At 56.9% G+C, this 17,673-nt stretch carries 15 protein-coding genes; 10 read left to right on the forward strand and 5 right to left on the reverse strand.

All coding sequences use genetic code 11. From position 1 onward, the window contains the following. Positions 1–14: 14 nt before the first annotated feature. From ACR0NM_RS06560 to ACR0NM_RS06570, 3 genes are all read left to right on the forward strand, one after another. A complete protein-coding gene (locus ACR0NM_RS06560; protein WP_170393299.1) occupies positions 15–1,061 on the forward strand; it encodes an ABC transporter permease in 1,047 nt (348 codons plus the stop codon). A gap of 13 nt (positions 1,062–1,074) precedes the next feature. Continuing rightward, the gene (locus ACR0NM_RS06565) at positions 1,075–2,538 is read left to right on the forward strand and encodes an ABC transporter permease subunit (protein WP_170393300.1); all 1,464 of its coding nucleotides are present in this window, start codon (positions 1,075–1,077) and stop codon (positions 2,536–2,538) included. A 93-nt stretch (positions 2,539–2,631) separates the two neighbouring features. Continuing rightward, a complete protein-coding gene (locus ACR0NM_RS06570) occupies positions 2,632–4,719 on the forward strand; it encodes a dipeptide ABC transporter ATP-binding protein (RefSeq protein ID WP_170393301.1) in 2,088 nt (695 codons plus the stop codon). Between the two features lie 115 nt (positions 4,720–4,834). Here the strand turns inward: ACR0NM_RS06570 and ACR0NM_RS06575 are convergent, their stop codons facing one another. From ACR0NM_RS06575 to ACR0NM_RS06585, 3 genes are all read right to left on the reverse strand, one after another. After that, positions 4,835–5,821: an MBL fold metallo-hydrolase gene (locus ACR0NM_RS06575; RefSeq protein ID WP_170510750.1), complete on the reverse strand. Its 987-nt coding sequence runs from the start codon at positions 5,819–5,821 to the stop codon at positions 4,835–4,837. A 130-nt stretch (positions 5,822–5,951) separates the two neighbouring features. Beyond that, complete coding sequence (locus ACR0NM_RS06580) at positions 5,952–6,914, reverse strand: LuxR C-terminal-related transcriptional regulator (RefSeq protein ID WP_170405297.1); 963 nt, start codon at positions 6,912–6,914, stop codon at positions 5,952–5,954. A gap of 87 nt (positions 6,915–7,001) precedes the next feature. Beyond that, on the reverse strand, positions 7,002–7,580 hold the full coding sequence (locus tag ACR0NM_RS06585) for a lytic transglycosylase domain-containing protein (protein ID WP_170421251.1): 579 nt from the start codon (positions 7,578–7,580) through the stop codon (positions 7,002–7,004). A 207-nt stretch (positions 7,581–7,787) separates the two neighbouring features. On the opposite strand from ACR0NM_RS06585, the gene ssb reads away from it, so the two are divergent. Together ssb and ACR0NM_RS06595 are read left to right on the forward strand one after the other, a co-directional pair. Then, entirely contained in the window at positions 7,788–8,273 is a 486-nt protein-coding gene (ssb, locus tag ACR0NM_RS06590) for a single-stranded DNA-binding protein (RefSeq protein WP_170635618.1), read from the forward strand. 18 nt (positions 8,274–8,291) lie between these two features. Then, a complete protein-coding gene (locus ACR0NM_RS06595) occupies positions 8,292–9,362 on the forward strand; it encodes a site-2 protease family protein (protein ID WP_480613699.1) in 1,071 nt (356 codons plus the stop codon). A 3-nt stretch (positions 9,363–9,365) separates the two neighbouring features. On the opposite strand, the gene aroB is transcribed toward ACR0NM_RS06595, so the two are convergent. Together aroB and ACR0NM_RS06605 are read right to left on the reverse strand one after the other, a co-directional pair. Next, positions 9,366–10,478, reverse strand: a complete 1,113-nt coding sequence (aroB, locus tag ACR0NM_RS06600) for a 3-dehydroquinate synthase (protein ID WP_480613701.1) — start codon at positions 10,476–10,478, stop codon at positions 9,366–9,368. Further along, the gene (locus ACR0NM_RS06605) at positions 10,478–11,065 is read right to left on the reverse strand and encodes a shikimate kinase (protein WP_170405283.1); all 588 of its coding nucleotides are present in this window, start codon (positions 11,063–11,065) and stop codon (positions 10,478–10,480) included. Before ACR0NM_RS06605 ends, aroB begins: the two co-directional genes overlap by 1 nt. 79 nt (positions 11,066–11,144) lie before the next feature. On the opposite strand from ACR0NM_RS06605, the gene ACR0NM_RS06610 reads away from it, so the two are divergent. From ACR0NM_RS06610 to ACR0NM_RS06630, 5 genes are all read left to right on the forward strand, one after another. Next, on the forward strand, positions 11,145–11,294 hold the full coding sequence (locus tag ACR0NM_RS06610) for a hypothetical protein (RefSeq protein WP_170393309.1): 150 nt from the start codon (positions 11,145–11,147) through the stop codon (positions 11,292–11,294). Further along, positions 11,284–12,810, forward strand: coding sequence for a hypothetical protein (locus tag ACR0NM_RS06615; protein WP_480613703.1), 1,527 nt, complete (start codon positions 11,284–11,286; stop codon positions 12,808–12,810). The genes ACR0NM_RS06610 and ACR0NM_RS06615 overlap by 11 nt, the downstream gene beginning before the upstream one ends. 2 nt (positions 12,811–12,812) lie before the next feature. Beyond that, entirely contained in the window at positions 12,813–13,769 is a 957-nt protein-coding gene (locus ACR0NM_RS06620) for a site-specific tyrosine recombinase XerD (protein WP_480613705.1), read from the forward strand. Positions 13,770–13,832: 63 nt separating this feature from the next. Next, complete coding sequence (locus ACR0NM_RS06625; RefSeq protein WP_170393312.1) at positions 13,833–15,140, forward strand: HlyC/CorC family transporter; 1,308 nt, start codon at positions 13,833–13,835, stop codon at positions 15,138–15,140. 105 nt (positions 15,141–15,245) lie between these two features. Beyond that, positions 15,246–17,663 (forward strand): GcvT family protein, encoded by a 2,418-nt coding sequence (locus ACR0NM_RS06630; RefSeq protein ID WP_480613707.1) that lies wholly within the window; start codon positions 15,246–15,248, stop codon positions 17,661–17,663. Positions 17,664–17,673 lie beyond the last annotated feature (10 nt).

Genomic DNA, 17,673 nt, shown 5'->3' on the forward strand with positions numbered 1-17,673 from the left:
CAACAGGGGCTAACATGGGACTTTTTATTCTAAGGCGTGTGGGGATTATGCTGCTGACAGCATTGTGCCTGACATTCCTGGTCTTCTTCCTTACCAATCTCTACCCGAACCTGGAAAAGCTTGCGAAGACGCAGGGCAATTTCAGGATGTCTGATGAACAGGTCGAAAGCTATCTGGAGAAAAACGGCTACCTCCAGTCCACGCCGATCAAATACGGTGAATGGCTCGGTGTCCTGCCCTCGTTCCGACACACGAATGAGGACGGTACCGTTCAGGGCAGATGTATCCTGCCAGGCAAAACTGCCGAGGAATCTCCGAATTTCTGCGGTATCCTGCAGGGGTACTGGGGATATTCAACTGTCTTCAAGGAAGAGGTCTCTACCGTTGTTGGCAACCGGCTGGCACTGACCGGACGGCTGATGTTCTGGGTGATGCTGCTGATGGTCCCTTCGGCACTTATTCTGGGCATCCTGGCCGGGATGAAGGAAGGTTCGGCCACTGACCGGACGCTTTCAACCTTTGCCATTACGACGACGGCGACCCCAGAATACGTCTCGGGCGTTATCTTCATAGCGATCTTCACATCCTCCGCCGTCGGGTTGAAATGGTTCAAAGGCACCGCCACGCAAGCGATGGAGAACCCGACATTTGAGAATTTCTTCTTACCAGTGTTGACCATCGCGCTTTACGGGATGGGCTATATCGCCCGGATGACCCGCGCCTCAATGACCGAGGTGATGACGGCGCAATACATCAGGACGGCGCGTCTGAAAGGCGTGTCATTCCCGAACATCGTCATGAAACACGCGCTGCGCAACGCGCTTATCGCGCCCTTTACAGTCATCATGCTGCAGTTCCCATGGCTGCTGAATGGTGTCGTGATCGTCGAGACCCTGTTCAACTACAAGGGCTTTGGCTGGGCGCTTGTACAGGCAGCGGGCAACAATGACATCCAGCTGCTGCTGGCGATCTCGGTCGTGTCGGTCTTTGTGGTGCTGGTGACGCAGCTGATCTCGGATATCGGCTATGTCTACCTCAACCCGCGCATCCGCATTTCGTAAGGAGGGATAGATCATGGAACCACTTACCTGGACCGGCTCTATCGCCTTCCTGAACCCGCTGTTGATGCTTGCGTTGGGACTGATGCTTTTGTCCATCGTTGTCTGGATGCTGGCAAGTATCGTGCTGCCCGAAGATCAGATGATTGTGAATGCCGATGGGACGCTCAGTTCGAGCTCTGGCCTGAGAATCCTGATACAATCGGCGCTGCGCTATAGCTTTTTGGCAAGTGTGGGAATCGCGGTGGCGTACATTGTCCTTGGCATCCTGATGGGGACCAGTGCTGGCATCATCGGCGCTATCTCTCAGCAGTTTCTGCCCGTCTGGCTGTCGCTGATCATCCTTTATGCGATGTCGATTGCGTTCAAGCGCAAGCTGGGCCTATATGGCAAGCTGTTCGACAGCCCCATTGGTATGATCGGCTTTGGCCTTGTGATGTTCTGGGTGTTCACCGGCATATTTGGCGCACTCGATCTGATCGTAACCCACGATCCCCTGTCGCAGGTCTCGGGTATGAAGAACAAAGTGCCGGGCACCCCGCTTCCCAATCTGGAGGACGGTCAATACGCTTGGTATTTGCTGGGTGGAGATAACCTCGCGCGCGACGTCTTTAGCCGTATGGTTAAAGGTGCCTGGATCGTCGTGCAGATCGCGCCGCTGGCGACGATGTTTGCCTTCATGGTCGGTATCACTCTGGGTTTACCTGCAGGCTACTATGGCGGGCGTCTGGATACGCTCCTGTCATTCCTCGCGAACCTGATCCTGGCCTTTCCCGTGATCTTGCTGTTCTACCTTTTGGTCACGCCCGAGATCGTAGCGACCGGCGTGCCGAACTATATGGCCGCGATCCTGTTCGTGTTCCCGATCATCTTCCTCGGCGTTCTACTGAATTCGCGTTTCTATACGCGTCCCAGTTTTCGAACGCCTTTGTTGATCGGGGTTCTGGGTGTTGCGCTCTGGCTCTACCTGTCGCTGATTTCGACCGGTGGCTACATCATCAACACCGACAGCTACCGCATCTGGGGTCTGCCGACCTACCTTGATCTGTTCGATATTCCAGGCGGTATTCTGGTGGTGTTCGTCTCGGTGGTCTTCGTGAACTCTCCGACCGTGTTCCGCATCGTACGCGGACTGGCGCTGGACATCAAAACTCGCGACTATGTGGCTGCGGCCCAAACGCGCGGCGAAGGTCCATGGTACATCATGCTGTGGGAAATCCTGCCCAACGCGCGTGGCCCGCTGATCGTCGATTTCTGCCTGCGCATCGGCTACACGACCATCCTACTTGGAACCTTGGGTTTCTTCGGGCTGGGGTTGCCACCGGAAAGCCCGGACTGGGGCTCGACGATCAACGAGGGGCGCAAGCTTCTGTCGATCTATCTACATCCCGCACTGCCGCCCGCGCTGGCATTGCTGTCGCTGGTTCTTGGCTTGAACCTGCTGGCGGATGGTCTGCGCGAAGAAAGTCTGAAGGACTGATTGTGATCGAGGCCGGGGGCTCTGCCCCCGGACCCCCGAGATATTTTTAGCCAGATGAAGGGGAACCCCCGGACTCTCGCGAGGAGTAATAAGATGAACAAACTGGCGGATTATGACGGGCCAATCCTGGAGATCGACAAGCTTTCGATTTCCTTCTTTACCCGCCTTCGTGAGATCCCTGCCGTGATGGATTTCTCGGTCAGTGTGCAACCCGGCGAAGCCGTCGGTCTGGTGGGTGAATCAGGTTGTGGGAAATCTACCGTGGCGTTGGGTGTCATGCAGGATTTGGGCAAGAATGGCCGCATCGTCGGTGGCTCGATCAAGTTCAAGGGGCGTGATCTGGGTGAAATGACCACTGAGGAGCTGCGCGACATTCGTGGCAATGAAATCGCGATGATCTATCAGGAGCCGATGGCCTCGCTGAACCCGGCGATGAAGATCGGCAAACAGCTGATGGAAGTGCCAATGATTCATGAGGGCGTTGGTGCCGAAGAGGCCTATGCTCGTGCGTTGGAAGTGGTCACCGATGTACGCCTGCCCGACCCTGAGCGGATGCTGAACTCGTTCCCGCATCAGCTGTCAGGCGGTCAGCAGCAGCGGATCGTGATTGCGATGGCGCTGATGTCGAAACCTGCCTTGTTGATCTTGGATGAGCCAACAACCGCTCTGGACGTGACGGTCGAGGCCGCCGTGGTCGAGTTGGTCAAGGATCTGGGCAAGAAATACGGCACCTCGATGCTGTTCATCTCGCACAATCTGGGTCTGGTGCTGGAAACCTGCGACCGGCTTTGCGTGATGTATTCAGGTGAGGCCGTCGAGCGTGGCTCGATCAAGGATGTATTCGACGAAATGCAGCACCCGTATACGCAAGCGCTGTTCCGCTCGATCCCGCTGCCGGGCGCCGACAAGAACTCGCGCCCGCTGGTGGCCATACCTGGGAACTTTCCCCTGCCCCATGAGCGGCCTCCGGGCTGTAACTTTGGTCCGCGCTGCGACTATTTCGAAGAAGGTCGCTGTGACGCCAAGGATATCCTGATGGAGGCGGTACCGGGCAACGACCGACACCACACGCGATGCTTGAAATTCCAGGAAATCGACTGGAACGCGCCAATCACCGTTGGTGAACAGAAAGAGAAAGGCGAGATTGGCCGGACTGTTCTGAAAATGGACAACCTCAAGAAATACTATGAGGTGGCTGCGAATGCATTGTTCGGCGGTGGTGAGACCAAAGTGGTCAAGGCCAATGAGACGCTAAGCTTTGAAGCGCATGAATCCGAGACGCTTGCCATTGTCGGCGAATCCGGTTGCGGCAAATCCACTTTTGCGAAGGTCTTGATGGGGCTGGAAACGGCCACCGACGGGCAGATCCTGCTGGACAATCGCAATATCGAGGACGTGCCCATCGAAGAACGCGACGCCAAGACCGTTGGCGAAGTGCAGATGGTGTTTCAGAACCCGTTCGACACGCTGAACCCGTCGATGACCGTAGGCCGTCAAATCATCCGGGCGCTGGAAATCTTTGGCGTCGGTGACTCCGAGGCCGATCGCAAGAAGCGGATGCTGGAACTGCTGGATCTCGTGAAATTGCCCCGCGCCTTCGCGGACAGGATGCCACGCCAGCTATCAGGCGGTCAGAAGCAGCGCGTCGGTATCGCCCGCGCCTTTGCCGGTGATGCACGGATCGTGGTTGCGGATGAACCGGTTTCGGCGCTGGACGTATCCGTACAAGCTGCCGTTACGGACCTGTTGATGGAGATTCAGCGCGAGCACAAAACCACGCTGCTGTTCATCAGTCACGACCTTTCAATCGTACGCTATCTCAGTGACCGTGTGATGGTGATGTATCTGGGGCATGTGGTTGAACTGGGCACCACCGATCAGGTCTTTAGCCCACCCTATCATCCCTACACTGAGGCATTGCTAAGTGCGGTTCCAATCGCGGACACATCGATCGAAAAGCAGCACATCGTGCTTGAGGGCGATATCCCCTCGGCCATGAACCCGCCGCCGGGTTGCCCATTCCAAACACGCTGTCGCTGGAAATCAGAAGTGCCGGATGGGCGATGCGAATCCCATGTGCCTCCGGTGCAAACACTTGCGGATGGTCATCAGGTGAAATGTCACCTTGCCGAAGACATTCTGGCCAAAATGGAGCCGGTTATCAAAATTGCGGCCGAATAAATCCGCGCAAACGAAAGAAAAGGGCCGGTCAAAGACCGGCCCTTTCAATTTGCGTCACGTTTAGTGGGGAGACAGGCGACGCAGGTCGTGGGTGAGTGGCAGTTTCTGATCGTAATCAGCCAGTCATCACGTTGTTGCCGAAGTGCATGAACTCCTGATTCATACCCGCCACATCTCCGGCCTCCAGTTTTAGACTGGCGCTGTCGAGCATCTTGTAACTCTGCTGGCTTTTGACCCAATCGTCTGCGGCCTGCAGCGTCGTAAGCGTGTATGACGTAACCTCATTGAGGTAGTGCGTCGGGATGATGATCTTGGGCTTGAGCTTGGCGACAATATCGTTGCCCTGATCGAAGCTAAGGATGTGTTCCGATCCGTCGACGGGCAAAGTCAGCACGTCTACCTGTCCTATAGCATCCCAGAACTCCTGAGGCGGATTGTGGCGGTTGTCGCCCCAGATCAAGGTGCGAATGCCTCCGGTTTCGACAAGGTAGACCACCATATCCATATGTCCGACGTTGTTGGGCGGACAAGCTTCCGCGCCAAACTCGGCCAAGGCGTTGGTCCATTCGTACCAACCCGGCGCAACGCAGGCATGTTTGTCAGCAAAACCTGTGATCTTAAGATCAGCAAATTCAAAATTGCCCGCCATCCTGTCTAAAACCATTGTGGAACTTGGCCGCTCGATAGCGTCATGGTCAAAATGAGCATGAGTGGACATGGTGATATCAACTGGGATCTGCGGGAACTCGTTGCGGAACCACAGGCCCCATGCGCCGGAGGGATCATCGCGCCAAGGATCAAACAATACGGTCGCTCCGTTTGGGGAGGTAATTTTGATCGCGCAGTGACCGTAATAATCGATTCCAACCGCTCCCGTACTTGCCTGACCAGTCGAGCCCTGTAGATCGATTACATGGTTATTGTTGCCAGGCTGCAGCCAAGCCTGCGATTGCGCCTCGGCCGGTTTGCTACCCAGCAGTGAGGCCCCTGCACCGACACCGGCGGCCCCGGCAGCCATAAAGAACGATCGACGCGACAGACCAGTTGCCAATGTGTCGCGTTCTCCGTTTAGAATTGTGGGTTTCAGATCTTTGCGATCCATTTTTTATCCTCCCGAGTTGAAAAGGCCCGGCTTGGTCCGCACCCTTGCGACCAGCCTAGCGCGCGTGGCACAGGTTGCTCAGATCAGAAAAATCGGGGGGGAATATGGGGGAAATCCCCATATTCAGAAATCACGAAATCGACAAAAGATGGCTTCGCAAGTTCTGATCACGGCCTTCGAGGCCAAGTTTTCGACGAATATTGTTACGATGAAAATCAATTGTAGAAGTTTCGCGCGACATCGCCCGGGCGATATCTTTCGTGGTTTTGCCCGACATGACCAGCTGAGCAATTTCGATCTCGGTCGGCGTCATGACCGAAAACGCATCCGAAAGCTTGTCGGAAATCATTGAAGTAATCTCTTGCAGATTACGCTCGGCCAGTTCCAGATAAACTTGCGAGGCGTCGCCTTCAGTCAATAGCCCGCGCAACTTGTCCAGATAAGGCAACACCATCGTGCGAACCTGATCTACGATATCCTGATCCCGGTCTTTCCGATCGTCGTCCAAACTGGTCAACAGCACCCGTAGCGCCGTGTTTGTTTCCTGCAGCTCCCGCGTCCTCGCCGCGACGCGGTGCTCCAGTTGCGCCAGAGTTTCATTCAACTTCACTTCCAGCGCTCGGCGCAGGTAAACCTCTTGGATCAAAGCCAAATCCGATTCAACCATGCGCGCAAACTGTGCCAAACCTTCACGAAACAACAAGGCCCGGCGATTGCGGTGACGGTCCAAAACGCAGATTGTTCCGAATACCGAACCATCCGGCCACTTCAGCGGAAAACCGATATAGAAGGACATGCCATGCTCCATGTCCTCATTGTCGCTCCAGGCCGGGTCACAGGTTGCGTCCTCGACAACAAATTCGCCGTCGCGTTCCAGAACGCCCTGACAATAGAGCTTCGGGTTCAGTCGAAAATTCATGCCGACCGGGTATGGGTTTTCTGGATGATCCGATGTGATCAGAACCGCATGATCCGGCGCTTCGGTCTTCATGATCAAAGTGGCGGGCACATCGGCCAGCTGCGAAACAAGGTCGACCAAACGCTGCCAGTTCGCCATTGTTTCGGGCGGTATGTTGGGTCGATCTTGAATCATCGTAATTCGCACCAGTCCGAAAAGTTATCCAATCAGACTAGGACAGCGTTTGGCGGTAGATCAAGAAACAGACACGCTGCGGCGCAGCTAGCCCCCCCAGATCACTTTTACGTAGTTCTGGGTTTCCTTGTAGGGTGGAATTCCACCGTGCTTTTCAACTGCTTTGGGCCCTGCATTGTAAGCTGCCAGTGCAAGGCGCCAGGACTTGAACTTGCGGTATTGCCAGGAAAGATAACGCGCACCACCCTCCAGATTCTGGATCGGATCGTGCGGATTGACGCCAAGCAGCCGCGCGGTCTGGGGCATCAGTTGCGCAAGACCCAAGGCCCCTTTGTGGGATTTGGCATTCGGGTTCCACCCGCTTTCTTGTTGAACAAGTCGCAGGAAAAGTTCTTCCGGCACGTTATGTTGCCGCGCTGCTTTTCTGGCATGATCCAGATACTGGCCTCGATAGTTACCAGAGTAACGCTTGACGAATTTCCCACGCTCGGTCTTGGGTTTAAGCCGTTCAGAGCCGCGATATTGCGTAGCGGCCCGATTATCCAAAACCTTGGATTGCTTGAGGAATATCGCCTTGCGATTCTTGGTGGACAGCGTTTCTGCCTGTGTCGCGAACGACGTCAGACAAAGACCCAATACCGAGATACCACCGACCAGAAAACGCATTAATGCCAATCCTGCACCCTCAACAACCAATCAGATTATAGTTAAATCAGCCGGAAATGAAAGCTTGGTTAAGACAGTCCTAATGTTTTCCTGCTCACCGTTGCACGATCAATCATGTTTCAACCAAGTCGTAGCCCGTATAGGGTCAGCAGCAGAATACAGCGCCAGATTCGGGCGCCATCCAGTCAGAGTAAAACGAGGGAATATATGGCGGGTTCAGTCAACAAGGTCATTCTGATCGGCAATCTCGGTGCCGACCCCGAGGTGCGATCGTTCCAGAACGGTGGTAAGGTGTGCAACCTGCGCATCGCAACATCAGAGACATGGAAAGACCGCAACACTGGTGAGCGTCGGGATCGAACCCAATGGCACACAGTCGCCATCTTCTCGGAACCTCTGGTTCGCGTTGCCGAGCAGTATTTGCGTAAAGGCAGCAAAGTCTATGTCGAGGGCCAGTTAGAGACCCGCAAGTGGCAGGATCAGTCGGGACAGGATCGCTATTCGACCGAGGTTGTCCTGCGCCCTTACCGCAGCGAGCTGACTATGCTGGATGCCCGCGGTGAAGGCGGTGGCGGCGGTGGTGGCTATGGCGGTGGTCAGGCCGGGGGAGGCTATGGTGATCCCTATGCCGGCCAGTCCAGCGCCCCTGCCCCTGCATCGGGCGGCATCGATGACGACGAGATTCCGTTCTAAACCAAACGGAGAAACAACATGGCATGGTCCTTCTCACTTGGCCGATTGCTCGGCTCGGAACTGAGGGTCCATGTCACCTTCTTCCTGCTGCTCGCCTGGGTTGGTTTTGCAGCGTATTCCAGCGGCGGTTGGCCCGCTGCGCTCAACAACATCCTGTTCGTTCTGGCTTTGTTTGCTTGTGTCGTGGCGCATGAATTCGGTCACGCGCTCATGGCAAGGCGATACGGGATTCGCACCCCAGATATCACTTTGCTGCCAATCGGTGGGCTGGCACGTCTTGAGCGGATGCCGGAAAAACCGATGCAGGAGGTTTGGGTCGCCTTAGCAGGCCCGGCCGTAAACGTCGTCATCTGGGCCATCCTCGTGGTTTTAGGCGCGGGGATACAACTTGGATCGCTGGCCCAGATCGACTCGGCAGGCACAAACCTATTGAGCCGTCTGGCCTATGTGAATCTGCTGCTGGCGGCCTTCAACATGATCCCGGCATTTCCGATGGACGGCGGGCGTGTATTCCGCGCTTTGCTATGTATGAAGATGGAACGTGCCAAGGCCACGCGGATCGCCGCCCTTGGCGGTCAGATCGTAGCGGTCGGGCTTGGTTTTCTGGGGCTGACCTCTGGCAACCCGATCCTGGTTCTGATCGCCGTCTTTGTCTTCATTGCCGCGAATTCCGAAAACCAAGACGTTGCGCTACGTTCGGTTGCGCGGCGTGTGAAGGCCCGGGATGCGATGATCACCGAGTTCAAGGCGTTGTCGCCCGATGATACGTTGGCGACGGCGGCTCAAGCAGTCATTCATACGACCCAGCACGAGTTTCCGGTCTTGGCCGAGGATGGCAACCTTTTGGGTTTTGTCACCCGTGACCGACTGTTCGCAGCGTTAGCAAGCGACCATCCCCGATCCGAGCCTGCAGCGTCGATTATGGATAAGAACATACCACAAGTCGCACTCACCAGCGGATTGGACCAAGTTCTGAATGGCCTGCATAAAGGTGCACCCGCAATTGCTGTTTGTACCAAATCGGGACACATGGTTGGCTATATCACCCGCGAAAACATCGGCGAGCTGATGGTAATCCAGGGGCGCTGAATCTCAGCAGGCGGCCAGCGCATCATCAAGCACCGAGACCACTGTCTCGCGCGGCACTTCTGAAGTGACGAAGGCCTGTCCGATGCCTCGTGCCATAATGAAACGCAACTGGCCATCCATGACCTTTTTGTCCTGCGCCATCAGATCGACCAGCGTTTCTGCATCCGGCAATTCACCCGGAATATCGGCCAGATCAGTCTTCATGCCCATGGCGCGCAAATGCGCCCTGACACGGCTTGGATCTTCTTGCGGGCAAAGCCCCAAGCGAGAAGAAGTTTCAAACGCCAGCGCACAGCCGATGGCGACACCTTCACCGTGCAGCAATCGATCAGAATAATCGGTTGCAGCCTCAAGCGCGTGGCAGAAAGTATGACCCAGATTGAGCAGCGCCCGGTCGCCCTGCTCGGTCTCGTCGCGCGCGACGATATCGGCCTTCATCTGAACCGAGCGTGTGACGGCCTGCACGCGCGCAGCCATGTCGCCGGATGCTAACAGAGGCCCGTTATCTTCAAGCCACTCAAAGAACTGGGCATCGCCCAGCAGTCCATATTTCACGACTTCGCCATATCCAGCGAGAAAGTCCCGCGTCTGTAACGTACCCAGCACGTCCGTGTCGGCCAACACCAGTGACGGCTGGTGAAACGCTCCAATCAGGTTCTTGCCCTGTGGCGCATTTATCCCAGTCTTGCCGCCAACCGAGCTGTCGACCTGTGCCAGCAGCGAAGTCGGTATCTGAACAAAGCGTACCCCGCGACGGATCACTGCTGCAGCAAATCCCGCCAGATCGCCGATCACACCCCCTCCTAGCGCAACGACGATGTCGTTCCGTTCGACCTTCTCCGCCAGCAACCATTCTACCGCGCGCTCAAAATGCGGCCAGCTTTTGGTGGCCTCACCCGCTGGCAGTGCCAGAGCATTCATCTCGATCCCGGCTGAGGCCAGGCCTTCACGCAGTGCATCCAGATGCAGGCCCTCGACAGTCTCATCGGTCAGAACCGCGACACGCTTACGCTTTATCAGTGGAGCAATCCGTTCCCCAGATTGCGCCAAAAGGCCGGGGCCGATCTCTACATCATAAGAACGCTCGGCCAAATCAACATGTACGGTTTGATGCATTAAATTCGTTCCAAAATATCAGGGCGCGTCACCAATGCGGCAATCACCCGATCCACCATATCTTCGATTGCGGTTTCGCCATCTGAGTCAGCCACCAGATCGGCCTGTTCATAGATCGGCACGCGCGCCTCGTACAAACCGCGCAACGTTGCATACGGGTCTGCCGTACGCAGCAACGGGCGCGTGTCTTTATGTTTGACGCGATTCCACAACACGTTCAGATCGGCCCGCAACCACACAGATGCACCGCGGTCTGAGATCATATTTCGATTGCCTTCTGCTAGAAACGCGCCGCCTCCGGTCGACAGGATGCCTTTTTCCTCATCCAGAAGCCGCCCGATGATCTGGCTTTCCTTGCTGCGAAAGAACGCCTCGCCATCGCGGGCAAAGATCTCGGGGATGGTCATGTTGGCCGCCGATTCGATCTCGGAATCGCTATCGAGAAAGGGAACGCCGAGCCGAGCCGCCAGAGCCCGGCCCACCGCAGTCTTTCCAGCCCCCATCATTCCGACCAAAACGACGGTTTTGTGCAGTTGAAATTGCGCCGCTGTGTCGGAACGCACCGTGTTATGCTTAATTTCGCTCATTTCGTCGTGAATGACGTGATCTTAAGAAAAATGCTAGTTATAACTTGGGCAAAAGCAAAAATTGAGGCAGCGTTCACCCATGGGCCGTTTGATCAAGTTCCTGATTTACCTCATCTGCCTGTGTTTCATCGGGCTGGTTGGGTATGCCTATGTCGGGCCGTTTTTTGGTGCGGACTTTTCCGCTCCTCAAAGTGAAGTCCGCGAACCGGTCATCTTGAATGCCGACTAGAACCACTCTTCTGGCGTTTTTTCTGGCCGGAACTGCGCAGGCACAATCGACGGAGCCCTTGTCGATCATTGACTGGCTGACCGACCCCCCAGAAAATCTGCCGGGCACAGTGCTGATGGAACCGCCTGTGACCCAGACAGGGTTGCAGCCGGATATTCAGGTCACCCCGCTTGAGGCGCTGTCGCCACCGCTGGGTATGGTGGCCTCTTCCGTCACGGGTCTGCCGGTCAACTTGTGGCAGAACAGCGATGCAGATCGCTTGGCGGAACTGATCGCGCAGGTGCGGGTCAAGTCCAACCCCGCTATGCAACGGCTGCTGTTCACCCTGCTCCTTTCCGAGGCACGTCCCCCGAGCGGAGGACAGGCAGAAGACAAATTGCTGATGGCGCGACTGGACCGCCTTATGCAATTGGGCGCATCCGATCCGGTACAATCTCTGGTTCAGCTGGCCGGTCCGACCGATACGCAAGCTCGTTTCAAACGCTGGTTCGATGCGACGTTGCTGACGGGTGACGAAGACCGGAGTTGTACGGCGCTGATCGCGCAGCCGAATTTGTCTCGGGATTACGCAGCGCAAATATTCTGCAAGGCCCGTCGTGGAGATTGGGCGTCAGCTGCGCTGACACTCGAAGCCGCTCATGCGCTGCAGGTGCTGCCCGAAGACCAGCTTGCGTTGCTCGATCGCTTTCTCAGCCCGGAATTGTTCGAAGGGGCTGAGTATCTTCCTCAGCCCGACGACCCGAATCCGCTTACGTTCCGTCTGTTCGAAGCCATTGGTGAACGTTTGCCCACGGCTTCGCTGCCACGGGCGTTCGCCAATGCCGATCTGCGCGATGTGGCGGGCTGGAAAGCCCAGGTCGAAGCTGCTGAACGATTGACGCGGATTGGGGCGCTGACACCCAATCAGTTGCTTGGCCTGTATACCGAACGTTCGCCGGCTGCTTCGGGCGCCGTGTGGGATCGCGTGGCTGCCATCCAACGGTTCGAAACCGCATTGGAAACCGGAAATCCCGAGGCAGTTTCCAAAACTCTTGTTGAGGTCTGGGCTCAGATGAAAACCGTCGGGCTTGAGGTTCCGTTTGCCGAACTTTTTGCCCCGCGTCTGGCAGCAATGAAACTATCTGGTTCGGTCGCCGAGAATCTGCGGTGGCGTATTCTGCTGTTGTCCGAGCTTTATGAAGACGCGGCACAAGATGTGCCTGAAGGTTCCGATGCGAATATGTTTCTGGCCGCCCTGGCACAGGGTGATCCGCAACGTGCGCCGTCGCCAACCCCTCTGGCGGATGCCATTTCGCAGGGCTTTGCCTGGTCCGCGCCCATCCCTTCGGATATCGACGGGCTGCTGAGTAACGATCAATTGGGCGAAGCCATTCTGGAAACGATGCAATTGTTCGCCCATGGCGCGCGCGGCAATCTGGTCGACCTGACCGCTGCAATCGCTGCGTTCCGCCGCGTGGGTCTTGAAGACACCGCACGTCGGGCCGCGTTGCAGTTGATGATATTGAACGGGGCTTGAGCATGACCGCGCCCGCGTCTCAGGAGCTGTGGATTTCCACCTTCCTCGAAGCGCAAGCTGCCGAGCTTGGCGCTGCCACCAACACCCTGCTCGCCTATGGCCGGGATCTGAAAGATTTCTCTGATTGGTTGACGCGTCGGAAATCGGGCTTTTCCGAAGCGGATCGCGATCGGATCGAAGGTTACCTGATCGATTGCGATGCGCAGGGCCTGTCGCGCTCGACAAGGGCACGGCGGTTGTCGGCGATCAAACAATTGTATCGATTTGCTTTCGAAGAAGGCTGGCGCGAAAGCAACCCGGCCATCCAGATCAAGGGACCAGGGCGCCCCAAGCAATTGCCTAAGACACTGGACGTGCCCGAAGTTGACCGCCTGCTTGCAGCAGCGCGGCGCACGGGTCGTTCCGACGCAGACAAAATTCGCAACACGTGCCTGATGGAACTGCTCTATGCGACGGGGATGCGGGTGACAGAACTGGTATCGCTGCCGGTCAGTTCAGCCAGAGGTGATCCGCGCATGCTGCTGGTCCTCGGCAAAGGCGGGAAAGAGCGGATGGTTCCGCTGTCCCCCCCTGCCCGCGAGGCGTTGGCAGACTGGCTGCAAGCCCGCGATGCGGCCGAGGAAAAAGCCGTTTCCAAAGGGGGGCAAGCGTCGCGTTTCCTGTTCCCGTCGCGCGGGAAATCCGGTCACCTGACGCGGCATCGCTTCTTTCTGCTGGTCAAGGAACTGGCGATCGAAGGCGGTGTTTCGCCTGAAAAAGTCACACCTCATACGCTGCGCCATGCGTTTGCGACGCACCTGCTGGCCAATGGCGCGGATTTGCGCTCGATCCAGACGCTGTTGGGCCATGCAGATGTGGCGACAACCGAGATCTATACGCATGTTCTGGATGAGCGCCTGTCGGAACTGGTGTTGGAACACCACCCGCTGGCCAAAGACGACACCACAGATCAGGGCTAACCCCTTGATTGGTAGGGCCCGCACCCCCATAACGATTGCAGCAACACGAACAACCTAGGACCAATGGAACCCACTCCTTCTCTGCTTGATGGCGCATTCTGGATCACGACAGGATCCATTCTTCTTCTCCTTGTCCTCTCGGGCTTTTTCTCGGGCTCCGAAACTGCGCTGACCGCATCATCGCGCGGCAAGCTGAGAGCGCAGGCTGACAAAGGCTCGCGCGGGGCGAAAAAAGCGCTGGAAATCACCGATGATAACGAACGTCTGATCGGCTCGGTCCTTCTCGGCAACAACCTTGTCAACATCCTTGCCGCTTCGTTGGCAACCGCCCTGTTTACTCGCCTGTTCGGCGAAAGCGGTGTGGCGCTAGCGACGCTCGTGATGACCCTTCTGGTGCTGATCTTTGCCGAGGTGCTGCCCAAGACCTACGCGATTACCAACGCCGAAAAAGCCGCCGCCTTGGTGGCACCCGTTATCAGCGTCGTCGTAACGGTGTTCTCTCCGGTGGTGGCTGCCGTCCGACTGCTGGTGCGCGGTGTATTGCGCCTGTTCGGCGTACAGATCGACCCTGATAGCAACATCCTTGCGGTCCGTGAAGAAATCGCTGGCGCATTGCAACTGGGCCATTCCGAAGGTGTGGTCGAAAAAGAAGATCGCGACCGTATTCTGGGCGCGCTCGATCTTGGCGACCGCGCGGTGGAAGAGATCATGCTTCATCGCTCGAATATTGAGATGATCGATGCGGATGACGAACCCGAAGCGATCTTGAAACAATGTCTGGAAAGCCCGCACACCCGCCTGCCTGTGTTCCGTGAAGAACAGGAAAACATCGTGGGTGTCGTGCACGCCAAAGACCTGTTTCGCGCAATGTATGCGCAGGTAGGTGGCGCGGATGGTGATCCAGAGCGGCTTAAGAATTTCGACATCGCGAAGGTTGCCAACGATCCTTATTTCGTGCCCGAAACCACCACTCTGGACGACCAGATGCGTGAGTTTCTTCGGATGCACAGCCATTTTGCCTTGGTTGTCGACGAATACGGATCGCTGCGCGGGCTGATCACGCTGGAAGATATTCTGGAAGAGATCGTGGGCGAGATCGCAGACGAGTTCGACATCGACGAAGATGTCCCCGTTACCCGATCTGACGACGGCCAGTATCTGGTCGAAGGCGCGATGACCATCCGCGACGCAAACCGCGCGCTAGACTGGTCGCTGCCGGATGAAGAAGCCAACACGCTGGCCGGGTTGGTGATCCACGAGGCTCAGATGATCCCCATTGTGGGCCAAGTGTTCTCGTTCCACGGTTTCCGATTTGAGGTCACGGCCCGCGAAGGCAACAGGATCACCGCCCTCAAGGTTCGTCCTCTCTAAGCCCTACAGCGCGCGTATTCAGCAAACGACGCGCGGTGTCGCGAACGGAACAGTAATACGCCAGAGCCCTCGGCAGGCTCGGCCAAAAGCCGAGGGAGAAACATCGTGAAAACCACCACCCGTGTCGCAGTTATCGGAGGCGGCGTTGTCGGATGCTCGGTCCTCTATCACCTGACCAAGCTCGGTTGGTCGGATGTGATGCTGCTGGAACGGTCTGAGCTGACCAGCGGTTCGACCTGGCATGCGGCGGGCGGGTTTCACACCCTGAACGGTGACACAAACATGGCCGCCCTGCAGGGCTATACCATCCGGCTGTACAAAGAGCTGGAAGAGATCACGGGCATGTCGTGCGGCCTGCACCACGTCGGCGGCGTCACGCTGGCCGACAATCAAGACCGGTTCGACATGTTGCTTGCCGAACGCGCCAAGCACCGATTCATGGGTCTTGAGACCGAGATCGTCGGGCCTGAGGAGATCAAAAAAATTGCTCCGATCACCAACACCGATGGCATCCTTGGTGCGCTGTATGATCCGCTGGACGGGCACCTTGATCCGTCGGGTACAACACACGCATACGCCAAGGCCGCGCGTATGGGCGGGGCTACGATCGAAACACATTGCATGGTGCGCGAGACCAACCAGCGCCCGGACGGAACTTGGGACGTGGTGACCGACAAGGGTACAATTCACGCCGAACATATCGTCAATGCGGGCGGATTGTGGGCGCGCGAGGTCGGTGCGATGGCCGGGATCTATTTCCCGTTGCATCCGATGGAGCATCAATATCTGGTCACCGATAACATACCCGAGATCGAGGCCATCATCGACGCAGGTAGCGAGCACCCGCATGTGATGGACCCCGCTGGCGAAAGCTATCTGCGGCAGGAAGGGCGTGGACTGTGCATCGGCTTCTACGAACAGCCCTGCAAGCCTTGGGCGGTCGACGGCACCCCGTGGGAGTTTGGCCATGAATTGCTGCCCGATGACTTCGACAAGATCACCGATAGCATCGAATTCGCCTACAAACGCTTCCCTGTTCTCGCTGAGGCGGGTGTCAAATCCGTCATCCATGGGCCGTTTACCTTTGCCCCGGATGGCAACCCTCTGGTCGGTCCGGTGCCTGGCGTGCGGAACTACTGGTCAGCCTGCGGTGTCATGGCCGGTTTCAGCCAAGGCGGTGGTGTTGGCTTGACCCTTGCTCAATGGATGATCGAAGGCGAACCCGAACGCGATGTGTTTGCCATGGATGTGGCGCGGTTTGGCGATTGGATCAGCCCGGGCTATACGCGCCCCAAGGTGATCGAGAACTATCAGAAGCGGTTCAGCGTCGCTTATCCGAACGAGGAACTGCCTGCAGCGCGTCCCAACCGAACCACACCAATGTACGACATCTTCAGCGATCTCGGTGCCGTTTGGGGGCAGCAATACGGGCTGGAAGTACCAAACTACTTTGCCCAAGGCGATGAACCGGATTTCGAGACACCCTCGTTCCGCCGTTCCAACGCCTTTGAGGCCACCGGCCGCGAAGTTCGTGCCGTGCGTGGAGGTGTTGGGATCAACGAAGTCCACAATTTCGGAAAATACCGTATTACCGGTGCCTGTGCTCGTGCATGGCTGGATCGCATCATGGCGGGCCGCATACCCAAACCAGGCCGCGTTTCACTGACGCCAATGTTGTCGCATAAAGGTAAGCTGATCGGTGATTTCACCGTCTCCTGCTTGGGCGACGACCTGTTTCACCTGACCGCCTCCTACGGCAGTCAGGCATTTCATATGCGCTGGTTCCTGAAAAACCAGGACCATGGCGTGGGCATCGAGAACATCAGCGACCGGTTGAATGGGTTTCAGATCGCAGGCCCCAAGGCCACCGAGGTTTTGTCGGCCTGCACCCGAGAAGCAGTCAACTCGCTCAGGTTCCTCGACGTGCGCGAGATGACAATTGGCATGACGGACTGCATCGTTCAGCGTGTCAGCTATACCGGCGATCTGGGTTATGAGATTTATTGCGACCCAATGGCCCAACGGCAACTCTGGTGGAGTTTGTGGCAAGCGGGTCAAGCCCATGACATGACCCCATTTGGCATGCGCGCAATGATGAGTCTGCGTCTGGACAAGTTCTTTGGCTCGTGGATGCGAGAATTTTCACCCGACTATACAGCGGCAGAAACCGGGTTGGATCGGTTTATCTCATTCTCCAAGAGCAGCGATTTCATAGGCCGAGCAGCGGCCGAGGCCGAGCGCGCATCTGGCGCTGATCGCCGCTTGGTGGCTTTTGAGGTCGACGCGGCAGATGCAGATGTAAACGCGTACGAACCGATCTGGTTAGATGGCGTTGTTGTCGGCTTCTGTACATCTGGTGGGTATTCGCACTTTGCGGGCAAGTCGATTGCCATGGGGTTCCTCCCGACTGAACAGGCCACCGAGGGACGTGCGGTTGAAATTGAAATTCTAGGTCAGATGCACAAAGCGCGTGTCATCACGACCCCACTTTTCGATCCCGATGGCGCAAGAATGCGGGGATGACTTATTAATC

Source organism: Ruegeria sp. AF2 (assembly GCF_056542025.1).